General features: G+C 58.0%; 13 protein-coding genes. 12 read left to right on the plus strand and 1 reads right to left on the minus strand.

The genetic code is table 11. The features are described from left to right. Positions 1-722 (minus strand): hypothetical protein (locus VOI23_RS09525; RefSeq protein WP_323784517.1); only part of this gene is annotated, 722 nt, incomplete at its 3' end. Between the two features lie 140 nt (positions 723-862). On the opposite strand from VOI23_RS09525, the gene flgB reads away from it, so the two are divergent. From flgB to VOI23_RS09585, 12 genes are all read left to right on the plus strand, one after another. Further along, complete coding sequence (gene flgB / locus VOI23_RS09530; RefSeq protein ID WP_323784518.1) at positions 863-1,246, plus strand: flagellar basal body rod protein FlgB; 384 nt, start codon at positions 863-865, stop codon at positions 1,244-1,246. Between the two features lie 3 nt (positions 1,247-1,249). After that, on the plus strand, positions 1,250-1,660 hold the full coding sequence (gene flgC / locus VOI23_RS09535) for a flagellar basal body rod protein FlgC (protein ID WP_416376520.1): 411 nt from the start codon (positions 1,250-1,252) through the stop codon (positions 1,658-1,660). Positions 1,661-1,707: 47 nt separating this feature from the next. Beyond that, on the plus strand, positions 1,708-2,319 hold the full coding sequence (locus VOI23_RS09540; RefSeq protein WP_323784767.1) for a flagellar hook assembly protein FlgD: 612 nt from the start codon (positions 1,708-1,710) through the stop codon (positions 2,317-2,319). A 39-nt stretch (positions 2,320-2,358) separates the two neighbouring features. After that, positions 2,359-3,618, plus strand: coding sequence for a flagellar hook protein FlgE (locus VOI23_RS09545; RefSeq protein ID WP_323784519.1), 1,260 nt, complete (start codon positions 2,359-2,361; stop codon positions 3,616-3,618). Between the two features lie 24 nt (positions 3,619-3,642). Further along, positions 3,643-4,407, plus strand: coding sequence for a flagellar hook-basal body complex protein (locus tag VOI23_RS09550; protein WP_323784520.1), 765 nt, complete (start codon positions 3,643-3,645; stop codon positions 4,405-4,407). 89 nt (positions 4,408-4,496) lie between these two features. Further along, positions 4,497-5,285 carry a flagellar basal-body rod protein FlgG gene (gene flgG, locus VOI23_RS09555; protein WP_323784521.1) on the plus strand — a complete coding sequence of 263 codons (789 nt, stop codon included), beginning with the start codon at positions 4,497-4,499 and terminating at the stop codon, positions 5,283-5,285. A 12-nt stretch (positions 5,286-5,297) separates the two neighbouring features. After that, complete coding sequence (locus VOI23_RS09560) at positions 5,298-5,972, plus strand: flagellar basal body L-ring protein FlgH (RefSeq protein ID WP_323784522.1); 675 nt, start codon at positions 5,298-5,300, stop codon at positions 5,970-5,972. Between the two features lie 59 nt (positions 5,973-6,031). Further along, positions 6,032-7,135, plus strand: coding sequence for a flagellar basal body P-ring protein FlgI (locus tag VOI23_RS09565; protein ID WP_323784768.1), 1,104 nt, complete (start codon positions 6,032-6,034; stop codon positions 7,133-7,135). 13 nt (positions 7,136-7,148) lie between these two features. After that, entirely contained in the window at positions 7,149-7,481 is a 333-nt protein-coding gene (locus tag VOI23_RS09570) for a rod-binding protein (protein ID WP_323784523.1), read from the plus strand. Continuing rightward, entirely contained in the window at positions 7,478-9,802 is a 2,325-nt protein-coding gene (locus VOI23_RS09575; RefSeq protein WP_323784524.1) for a FlgK family flagellar hook-associated protein, read from the plus strand. The genes VOI23_RS09570 and VOI23_RS09575 overlap by 4 nt, the downstream gene beginning before the upstream one ends. A gap of 8 nt (positions 9,803-9,810) precedes the next feature. After that, positions 9,811-11,088, plus strand: coding sequence for a flagellar hook-associated protein FlgL (flgL, locus tag VOI23_RS09580; protein ID WP_323784525.1), 1,278 nt, complete (start codon positions 9,811-9,813; stop codon positions 11,086-11,088). 14 nt (positions 11,089-11,102) lie between these two features. Beyond that, positions 11,103-11,984: a lytic transglycosylase domain-containing protein gene (locus tag VOI23_RS09585; protein WP_323784526.1), complete on the plus strand. Its 882-nt coding sequence runs from the start codon at positions 11,103-11,105 to the stop codon at positions 11,982-11,984. The last annotated feature ends 16 nt before the right edge of the window (positions 11,985-12,000 follow it).

A 12,000-nucleotide genomic window follows, 5' to 3' on the forward strand; every position in this document is an offset into this window, starting at 1 on the left:
TGCATGGCGCCCATCAAAGCGGAGAGGTCGTCGTCGGAGGCGTCCGCGCTGGTGTCTTCGTCCTGCGGCTCTGGCTCCGCAGTCTGACCGGACATCGCGCTCATCAGTGCCGACAGGTCATCATCGCTTGGGTCTTCGCCGGTATCGCCCAGATCGTTCAGGGCCGACAAGTCGGGCATTTCAAAAGCCCCGGATTTCGAGGCGGAGGGGGCCGTGTCATCACTTTCGTCTGGGTCGATTTCTTTTTGCTGAGAGACGGCGTCTTGCGTATCGGGTGTTGGCGCGTCATCGGACATCAGCGCATTAAGTTCTCCGAAATCAACCGATCCGGTTCCGTTCTGTTTCTTTGGGGGGGCAGGGGGCGGCGCCGCTTCTGCCGCTTCGGCGCTGCGCTCGACAGCACCGAATAAAGCGCCGAGATTGTCCAGATCAACCGCAGTGACCGTGCCGGTTTTTTCCTCTTCGGGTTCCGGTTCGATCTCGATGACTTCTTCTACCACGGGGGCCGGTTTCGGCTTGCGCTTGCGTCGGGTGCGCTTGGGCTTTTGCGTGTCTTGCAGAAGTTTGATCCGTGCCTGTAGCAACAGGACCTGATTTTCAACCGAGTCCTCATCATCGGCCGCTGCCTGCAGGAGGCTGGCGGCTTCTACCGGCGGTTTGTCTTCGATCGCCTTCAAGATTTTCGATATGACCGCAGGTACACGCTTCTTGGTCCTGACCATGGTTTTTCCTCACTTCGCCCGGTTGGCATTGTCCTTGCATGGATCGCTACGAATGGCAGTCCGCTGGACGAAACAGGAAATGCAAGTATCGCACCAACCGGACCGGCCACCGAAAAAAAGCAAGTACAAGAGGTCAACCGATGTCTCTCATCCGCGATCACCTGAACGTCCATGCCCAGGCTTTGCAGTTGCGCGAACAGCGCGGCAATATCCTTGCCTCGAATGTCGCCAATGCCGCGACTCCGGGTTTCAAGGCCCGTGACATCGACTTCCAGGCCTCTTTGAAACAGGCCATCGGCAGCGGGGAACTGAAGACCACAAGCGTTGGTCACATCCCGGTCAGCGGCAACGCAGGCGATCAATTGCAATATCGTCAGCCGACGATCACATCGCTTGACGGCAACACCGTCGAAATGGGGGTCGAGCAGATGGAGTTCGCGGAAAACACTGTGCGGTATCAATCCAGCCTAGAGTTTCTCAATGCCAAAATCCGGGGCCTGACGCGGGCGATGAGAGGAGAATAACAGATGGCTATGAACGTTTTTGACATTTCTGGCCGCGCGATGTCGGCGCAGATGCTGCGGCTGAACACTGTGGCCAGCAACCTGGCAAACGCCAATACGGTCAGTACCAACAAGGAAGACGCCTATCGCGCCATCCGCCCGGTGTTCGAGACCGAATATAACGATCAATTGCAGCAAACCGGATTGTCCACGGTGAACGTGACCGAAGTTGTGCAGCTTGATCGTGAAGTCACACGCAGCTTCCAGCCCGATCATCCGCTCGCCGATTCCGAAGGCTATATCTACGAATCCGCGGTCAACACAGATGAAGAAATGGTCGAGATGATGGAGGCCAGCCGCCAATATCAGAACACTCTGGAAGTCGTTTCAACCCTGCGGACCCTGATGGCCAAGACGATGAGGATGGGACAATGACCGGAGCTAGTATCAGCGGTGTCAGCGGTATTCGCACCTTGTCGGATATGAATTCCAGCTCTGCTGCAACAAACAGCGCGGACTCAATGGGGAGTTCGGACTTCCTGACCTTGCTGACGACGCAATTGCAGAATCAGGATCCGTTCCAGCCGATGGAAAATGGTGAATTCCTGAGCCAGCTGGCGCAGATGTCCACCGTACGCGGGATTGATGATCTGAACGGCACCATGGGAGCAATGGCGGCGAGTTCGCAGATATCCGAAGCGTCGGGTATGCTGGGGCAGCGGGCGTTGGTCGACGGGTCGGTGATGCGCGCTGATGGAACCGGTACCGTCGCGGGACGCGCTATCCTGGAACAGGATGCGGATTCTGTCGTTGTTACCTATACCGACGCTGAAACCGGTGATGTTTTGCACAGTGATACGATCAACGACCAATATGCTGGAAATGTTGATTTTTCATGGGATGATGCCCCCACGGACGGTCGTCGAATTCGGGTAAATGTCACTGCTGCCAACGCAGATGGCACGCAAGATGCAACAACCCAAGTCTACGCCTTGATCGAAAGCGTTGAACTTAATGCCTCCGTCGGTGGCATGACGCTGCAGATCCAAGATTATGGAGCCTATCTGGGCTCAGAAATTACCGCTCTGCGCTAAGCGCGGACATTCACAAGTTCGCAACCGAAGAGGACGCAAATGACCAGTTCAATCGCATTGTCGGGCCTGAACGCCGCACAGGCAGACCTGAGCACGACGTCGAACAACATTGCCAATACAAGCACCTATGGTTTCCATGCCAGCCGGACGGAATTTGCCGATCTGTTCACACGTTCGCCCTATGCGAATTCGGGAACCGAAAGCGGTTCGGGCGTGCGGGTGAACTCTGTACGACAGAGCTTCACGCAAGGTGCAGTTAACCAGACTGCGAACACGCTCGATCTGGCTCTGCGGGGGCAAGGTTTCTTCGCGGTTAGCGAAGGTGCGGAAAATGGCGATGTCAGCTACACCCGTGCGGGTGCCTTCGGGGTCAATGCCGACAATTATCTCGTGAACGCATCGGGCGGTTTCGTGCAAGGCTATCCGAGCAACGCCGATGGCAGCATTTCGAACGAGATCGATATTCAAAGCATTCGGATCCCGTCGGAAAACGGTGAACCGAGCGCCACAACTGCCGTTGATCTGGCGGTGAACCTACCATTTGGCGATGCGGGGTTTGGCAACCAAGATGCCGTGCCGCCGACAAACGCCTTCGATCCGAGTGATGATACTACCTTTGCCGCATCCGCCGCAGTGAATGTCTGGAATGACGAGGGTGAAGCGGTGCCGGCGCAGGTCTATTTCATTCAGAACCAGTCACCGACGGCGGCTGATCCTTCCACCACCTATGAAACCCGTATGGTTGTGGGCGGTGAAGTTCTGACCACTGCGACGACTGCAGAATCGGAAATCAACTTTGATGAATACGGCACACCTTCAACGCCCATTTCTTCGATGGCGTTTTCCTCGACCAGCTGGTCGCTCAATCTGGATATGACCGATACTGGAATGAGCGACGAAAGCTTCGAGGTGATGACCAGCGCGCATGATGGCCAACGTCCAAGCGGCCTGTCAGGTTTGGAAATTGCTGAAGATGGTGTCGTTTGGGCTTCGTATGCGGGTCAGGGCTCTATTCCCTTGGGGCAATTGGCTGTGGTCAACTTCCCTAATGTGCAGGGTTTGAGGCAGCTTGGCGACGCCAGCTATGCCGCGACCGTTGATTCGGGCGATGCGATCTCTGGCCGCGCCGCGACCAACGGCATGGGTAAGATTGAATCGGGTTCTCTGGAAATGTCCAACGTGGACCTGACCTCGGAACTGGTGAACCTGATCACTGCGCAGCGGAATTATCAGGCTTCCGCCAAGGCTCTGGAAACCTCGAATTCGGTGACCCAGACAATCATGAACATCCGGAGCTAATCCGTAAAACAGTAAGCTGAAACCATGGACCGTATGATTTATACGGCGCTGAACGCCCTGAGCAATCAAAGGGATCAGCGCGTCACGCAAGCTCAGAACCTGGCCAACCAGAATGTGCCGGGCTATCGCAGAGACCTTAATAACGAAGGTAAGGCCTGGTTTGCGAATGCGATGGATACGGCCATGGTCCGGGCGTATCAGACAGAGACCGGGCCGGCGGGGTTTTCCCCCGATTCCGGCCCCCTCCAACAAACCGGCGAAACGCTGGACATGGCAGTTGTCGGCGAAGGCTATTTCTATGTTCAGCCTGACGGTGTCGGCGATCCGGCACTGTCACGCCGCGGCGATATGCGCCGGAACGCAGATGGAACATTGGTGAATGGGGGCGGCGATGTACTGCTCGATACCGCCATGCTGCCGGTCAAACTACCGCTTTATAAAGATCTCCAGATCACCGATATCGGTGAAGTCTGGGTTCAGCCGGTCGATGCAGACGCAGGAGAAGAGCCTCTTCTTATTGCGACATTGGCCACCGTTATACCGGACGAAAACCTGCAACTTCTCAAATCCGACGATTCCCAAATTCGGGCGGTTAACGGCACTGTGCCCGCGCCCAATCAGTTGGCGAAACTATCGCAGGGCGTTTTGGAAGGCAGCAACGTCAACACTGTCGAAGAACTGGTGAACTCCATCGAAATGCAGCGGAATTTCGAACTGGGTATTCGCATGGTCACTACCGCCAGCAAACTTGACGAAGCTGGTGAACGGCTTCTTCGGTCGCCCGAATAACCCTTTAAAATCATTGCGTCTCTTCTTGGCACGGCTTTTGCACCAGTAAGTGTAATCAAGCACGAAAAGCCGCCCGAAGGAGGATTGGCATGTCAACCAGCGCAATGCATGTGGCCAAGACCGGCCTGAACGCCCAGCAATCGCGGATCCAGGTGATTTCGAACAACCTGGCCAACGTGAACACAACCGGTTTCAAACGCGATCGGGCGAATTTCGAGTCTCTTCTGTATCAATCTTTCCGTCCCGCCGGGGCCCAGACCTCGGAAACGACCGTGCTGACGGCAGGGTCAGAAATCGGCACCGGTGTTCGCATGGTGAATACCGAAAAGATTTTCCAGCAGGGCAATCTGATGACCACCGACAACGCGATGGATATCGCGATCGATGGCGACGGATTTTTCCAGGTGCTGCTGCCTGACGGCCAGATGGGCTATACCCGCAACGGTACGTTTGGTCGCAATGCAGACGGGCTTCTGACAACGGCCAGCGGTTACGCTGTGCAGCCTGAAATCATCATCCCGGATAACGCGATGGAGGTGAATGTCTCCAAGGACGGTATCGTCAGTGTGCTGCAGTCCGGTGATGTCGCTCCGCAGGAAATCGGCCAACTGACATTGGCCCGCTTTATCAATCCGCGTGGTTTGACCCCGATCGGCGAAAATTTCTCGGTTGAAACACAGGCCAGTGGCCCGGCTGTCGTCGCTGAACCGATGTCGGAGGGCACCGGTTCGTTGATGCAGGGTGCGCTAGAAGCGTCCAACGTGAATGTGGTGCAGGAACTGGTGGAAATGATCGAGGCGCAGCGCGCCTACGAGGTGAACTCGAAATCGATCTCGGCCACCGACGAAATGATGCGCTTCCTGTCCAACAAGCTATAAGGAGAGACGGCTATGAATTTTCATAAAGTATTGGTTTTGTTAAGTGTTCCTGCCGCTATGTCCGTTTCTGGTTGTAGCACGGAGATGGAGGCGGCGGCTTCTGCGGATTGGGAGCCGGTCTATGCAGAACCGATGCAACAGCCCAGCAGCAGGATGGCCAGTGGCGCGATTTTTTCAGGCGGTCAGATGGGGCTCTTCGCCACCGACCGCCGTGCCGCACAGATCGGGGATATCCTTACCGTGGTGCTGAAGGAAAAATTCGCCGCCAGCAAGGCGCAGGGTGCTGCGACTTCGAAATCCGATAGTTTCTCGGTCAAGTTGCCGACCGCACTGGTGGGCGGGTTCGACAATGCCAGCCTGAGCGCGGGCACAGACCGGTCCTTTGATGGCAGCGGTCGTGCAACCCAATCGAATTCATTGACCGGCCGGATGTCAGTCAGCGTCGTGCGGGTCATGCCCAGCGGAAATCTGGAAGTGATGGGGCAGAAGAAGCTGACTTTGAATAACGGTGACGAATATGTCCGTCTGCGCGGTATCGTGCGGCAGGCCGACATTACCGCCGATAATACCGTGGATTCCGACCGTCTGGCCAATGCGGAAATCAAATATGTGGGCGCCGGAGATATTGCGGATACCAGCAAAAAGGGCTGGTTGCGGCGCGGTCTCGATACGGTTTCGCCGTTCTGATCGGTTGAGGACATAAAATGACACGCAATCCCAGAATATGGAAACTGATCAGCGCTTTGATGACGGTGCTGTGCATCTTCGCAGGTGCGGCAATGGCGCAGGCAGACCGGATCAAGGACATGGTCGCGGTCGCAGGCGTGCGCAGCAATGCTCTGGTCGGCTATGGGCTGGTGATGGGGTTGGCGGGAACTGGCGATGGTGGATCGCGGCTGACGCAGCAATCGATGCAATCGCTTATCTCGCGTCTGGGTTTGGATACCCAACCAACCGATCTGGATACCAAGAACGTCGCGGCGGTCATGGTAACGGCCGATATGCCGCCCTTTATCAAGCCTGGTCAGGTGCTTGACGTGACCGTGTCTACCGCGGGCAAGGCCAAATCGCTGAAAGGCGGAACCTTGTTGATGACGCCGTTGATGGGAGCCGATGGCGAAGTCTACGCCATTGCACAGGGCAATCTGGTCGTCGGCGGTTTGGGTGTCGAGGCCAAGGACGGGTCTTCACTTGTAATCAATGTACCGACCGTGGGCCGGGTGCCGGGTGGCGCAACCATTGAACGGATGGTCGAAACCCCGTTTCTGGAAGCCGAATATCTGGTGCTGAACCTGCATCGTGGGGATTTCAGCACCGCATCGGCAATGGTCGAGGCAATCAACGAAATTTTCGGCAAGGGCGTCGCGGTGGCGCTGGATGGCACATCCGTGAGGGTGCGTGCCCCGGCCGATCCGGCTCAGCGCGTGTCCTTCATGGGGCTGCTGGAAAATATCGAAGTTGTCCCCGCCGAAGCGCCGGCGCAGGTGATCGTGAATGCCCGCACGGGTACCGTGGTGATTGGCGGTTCGGTTCGGGTGACGCCGTCGGCGGTCAGCCACGGGTCGCTAACCGTTCGTGTGAACGAAGACTTCAATGTCGATCAGGGGGCTACAGTAGTGGCTGGAAATGGTGAGGTCGTGGTCGCCCCAGGCGAACCTGTCGTCACCCCCGATTCCCAGATCGATGTCACCGAAGCTACCAATCCTGCCTTTGTTTTCGATCCTGGCGTTTCGCTGTCTTCGCTGGTCGATGCCATCAATGCCGTCGGGGCAAGCCCCGCCGACCTGGTGGCGATCCTGGAAGCTCTTCACAAGGCCGGGTCGCTGCGGGCGGAGCTGATTATTATCTAAGGAGGTACCCGTCATGGTGGGGCCACTTACATCCAATACCGTACTCCCGGCCATCAAGACGCCGGATACCACCGGCAACAACACCGTCGAGGCTGCCAGAGAAATGCAGCGGATGCGCGATTCCGCCGAGGGTTTTGAAGCCCTGTTCCTGCAGCAGATGCTGAAAGCGGGCAGGGCGGCATCTCTGGGCGATGATTTGCTGGGGAGCAGCGGCGTTGATCAGATGCAGAGCATGCTCGACACGACCTTGACCGAAAGCGCTGGCAGTCAGGCCGGTCTGGGCATGGCCGACGCCATCGTGCGTCAGTTCTCGCCCTATATGAAGCACAAGGCCGATAACGCATGAGCGATCTCTTCAACGTCGCGAAATCCGGCATGGTGGCCAGCCGCGTCGCGCTGACCACCACCAGTGAAAACGTGGCCAACGCGAATACCGAAGGTTATTCGCGGCGCGAAGTGATCACCAGTGAACTGTCCGGAAGTTCGGCAAACCCTTTGTTCAGTTCGCTGAACGGTCACGGCGTGATGATTGAGGATGTGCGCCGGGCCTTCGACGCATTGGTGATTGGCCAGGTGCGTCAGACAACTTCGGCGCTGGCATCTGCCGAAACAATGGAACCGGCTCTGGAACAGTTGGAAAACCGGATGTTGCCCGACGCGGGCGGGGTCACCGAAATGCTGGACAGCTATTTCGAAGCGCTGGAAGGGTTGACTGCGGTACCCAACGACGCCGGTCTGCGTGGTGTTGTGCTGAGCGCGGGATCGGCGCTGGCCAGTTCGGTTGCCGATATGGCCGACGATATTACTGATCTGGCGGAATATCTGCAGGGTCAGGGCAGTCAGGTTCTCGACCGGGTCAACGGTATCCTGAAGGAAATGCACATCCTGCATCAACAGCTGGGCGTGTCTGCGGTACCTGGTGCCAATAATTCGGTACTGGACCGCCGTGACAAGCTGCTGACGGACCTGTCCGAACTGGTCGAAGTTCAGGTCAGCTATGGCGACGCAGGGGAAGCGACCATCACGCTGGGAAATTCGCCTGGCGGTCCGACACTTCTGGACAGAAGCGGAGCTGCCCGGGTGACGATGAACAGCGACCTAGCGCTGGTGGTTCGCCCTGCCATCGCCGCAAGTCCGCCTGAAAACACCGTGACCCGCTACGCCACTGGTGGGCAATTGCATGGGTTGTCCGGCGCGTTGAGCGCGGTCAATGCGTCACTGGACGATCTTAGCGGCTGGGCGGTGACGCTGACTGAACAGATGAACGCAGTTCATATGGCGTCGCGCGATGCAAATGGTGATCCCGGTGGCCGGTTGTTTTCGCTCAATGGCTGGGCTGCGGATCCCGCCCCGGCCAATCGCGGCACCTCGATCGTTACCATATCAGAGGTTGAGGGTGAAACGCCGCCCAGCGGGGATATCCGGTTGGTCCGGGACGATACCGCCGGATTGTGGATGGCCTATGACGATAGCAACACGTTGTTGGGATCGGGCGCCAATCAGGTCGTGCTTGATGGCATGGTTATCGACGTAACGGGCGACCCCATCGAAGGCGATGTGATCGATATTCAGGCCAATCATGGTCGGGCGCAGAATATGCGGTTTCTGCTGAACGATGTGGATCAGGTTGCTGCCGGCGGCGGGGTGACCGTGGTGACCGATGGAGCCAATACCGGGGATGCGGAGCTGTCGGTTTCGACCGTAGAGCTGACGGCCAGCAGTCAGCCGAACCTGTCCGATATCCTGCCCTCAGATGGCAGCAGCGCTACCTTGGCATCCGCCGGTGTTGTCGGCATGGTCCCGGCTGGTGCCACCGAATTGACGCTGGCCAGTCTCAATACCGGGGGCGGGGCCTCGGACATCATGGTGTTCACCCGTGAAGGCACGCAGATTGCTGGCCCGCCGATGAGTGCTGCGGCAGCGGGGTCGCTGATGACCGAAGCCAACGGATTCGCGCCGGGCGCGATCTATGACGATACGCTGACAGGACAGGCCGATAATTACCTTGGAACCCAGCTGTCTACCGATGGCAGCACGGCTTCGGCGCAATGGCTGCGGTTGACCGATCTGCCATATGAAGACCTGATCATCGTCGCCGGAGCGGGTGATCTGGAAATCGGCGGGAATGTCACCCTGGGTAACGGCGCTGAACCCGATGACCGGTCGGTCACACTGGAAGTGCTCAATGCCGGGACCGGTGAAGTGGAATTGCGCGATCAGGCAACCGGTCACCGGCTTGGCGGCGGTCTTTTGGATGCAAACGGGAATGTTGAAATCGCCGGGTTCAGTCTGACTCTGACCGGCACGACCCAAACCGGCGATCAATACGATATCGGCGCCACCAGTAGCGGGGCCGGTGACGCGCGTGGGCTCAGCGCTCTGGCTGCGCTTCGCAGTTACGATTCCGCAACCGGGGCAGGCGGCTATGACGCCCTTTTCGCCGGTATCAGGACCGAGGTCGGCGGTGCGCTGGCCGGTGTTCAGACCAAGTTGCAGGTGGCGCAAGCTCAGCATGAAGCCGCGCAGCTCGCCCATTCCGAAGCGTCCGGCGTCGATCTTGATACCGAAGCCGCCGCGTTGATCAAATACCAGCAGGCCTATCAGGCCAACGCCCGGGTTATGTCCGTGGCGCGTGACATTTTCTCGACCCTGCTCAATAGCCTCTGAGGTGAAACATGACGATCGGGACTTCTCTTCAACATACCCTCGCCAGTAAACATTTTACCCGGCTGGATTCGGAAATTTCCAGCCTGCAGTCGCAGATCGCGGCGGGCAAATCCGATCCCCGGTCTTCGGTTGATCCCGTGCGGGCGCTCAACATGTCGGCGGCGCAGGATCAGAAGGGGTTGCTGGAACAATTCGAAAAGAATCTGGAAACCGCAGACCAACGACTGTCGTTGTCGGATTCGGTGCTGGAAGAAGTCGGTAACATTCTGGAACGGTTTTCAGAAATCGCCATTCGCGGTGCTTCGGCATCGGTGTCCGATTCTGAACGCGACGCGCTGAGGATCGAAGCGGTTCAATTACGCGATAACTTCGTTTTGCTGGCGCAGACCCGCGACGATACCGGCAAAGCGCTGTTTGGTGGTTACCAGACTCAGGGCGATCCTTTTGTCGATAACGGGTCTAATGTGGAATATGTCGGCGATACTGGCCGCCATACATTGCGGGTGTCCGATAACGCCCTGCTGCCGACGTCACTGCATGGCGATGAACTGTTCATGCAGGTCGAAGTCGAAGGCGCTGATGGTTCTGCGACGACGCGTGACATCTTTTCCATCATCGAAGATACGCTGAGTACGTTGTCAAAAGGGGGAGGTGCGCGTCAGACCGGCGTCACCGTCGCGGATGACCTGCGCTTCAAGCCGGGTGGTGCGGCGGCGGAAATCACCATGACGATCGAAGGCCCGTCAGGCAGCGCCACTATCTCCGCGCCCTATATGGCGAGTTCCCCCGATGCGTTGCTGGCGGCAGTGAACGCGGTCAGTGCGACAACCGGTATCAGCGCAATCATCGACCCCTCCGATCCGGCCGCGCTCCGGCTGAGCGGGGGCGGTGACATCACCCTGTCCGATCTTCGCATGGAAGGCGGTGGCGCGCGGCAAGACAAAGAGGTGAAGATCACTCCAATGACCGGCGGTACCGAAGGCAATCTGACTATGTTGGTGCCCAAAACCCTGTCTTCGAATGCGCAGATCGGTGCAATTGGCGCGGCGCTCAATCATATTGCTGATAAGCGGGCCGAAGTTGGTTCGATCCAGCAGGTTGGCGAACGCCAAAGCGCCGCGCTGGACAACCGTAAGGAAATGGTGGAGCGCGCTCTGGCTGGCTATGAGGGATTGGATGTTGCCTCTGCGGTTACCGAATTGCAGGCGCTTTTGCTGAACCGCGAAGCGGCGCAGCAGACATATGCCAAGATATCGTCTCGGACGTTATTCGATTTTCTGGGCTGATCAGGGGAGCGGGCATGAATAATCTGGTGCAGGCACTGATCCGAAGCGGGTTTGCGTTAGTACTGGGGCTGTGTGCTCTCGGACCGGCTCCGTCCTGGGCCAGTACCGTAGATTGCGAAGCTCTTGCTGCCAAAACCGGGGTGCGTCACGGGTTGCCGCGCGATCTGATGCCAGCGATTTCCCGCGTCGAAACGGGGCTCAAACAAGGGGAAAAGGGCGTGCGCGCCTGGCCCTGGACACTGAACGTGCAGGGCAAGGGGTACTATTTCCCGACCCGGCAAGCGGCACTGAAGAAACTGCGCGAGGTGCTCGACAGCGGTGTCCGCAACGTCGATGTCGGCTGCATGCAGATCAATTATCGTTGGCACAGTTCTCAATTTGCATCGGTAGAAGAGATGATGTCGCCGCCGGCAAATACCGAATATGCTGCGAAGTTCCTGACCCGGTTGAAGGACCGGCACGGGTCTTGGGATGCCGCCACACGGCACTATCATTCCGCCGACGGTGATCGTGGCGAGGCCTATTTGAGCCGGGTTAACCGGGTGGTTGCAAAACTTCCGCAACAACAGCCTTCTTTCGTGGCCTCGACCGCTGCTGGCCGACCGGTAACTGAACCTCTGGCCACGGTGCAACCGGTGCGACGCAACGCTGTCGTGACCCAGCAGCATGGGGTTTTGGCCCTAGCCAGCACTCCGCTGATCGCCATTGACGGGCAGGATCACCAGAGCAGCCAGAGCGGGCAGGCAGGCTATCCTGATCTGCCAGCAAGCCCGCTGCCGAAACTGGTCGATATGAATCAACCGCAACGCAATATGCGCGGCCAGCGCAATCAGCAGCAGGTGTCAGCGGGACGTCACGATCTGGTTGCGCAGCTGCGCATCGAATTTGCCGATTAAGGACGACATTCAAGTC

Source organism: Thalassovita sp. (genome assembly GCF_034670005.1).
In the GTDB taxonomy this organism is placed as follows: Bacteria; Pseudomonadota; Alphaproteobacteria; order Rhodobacterales; family Rhodobacteraceae; genus Thalassobius.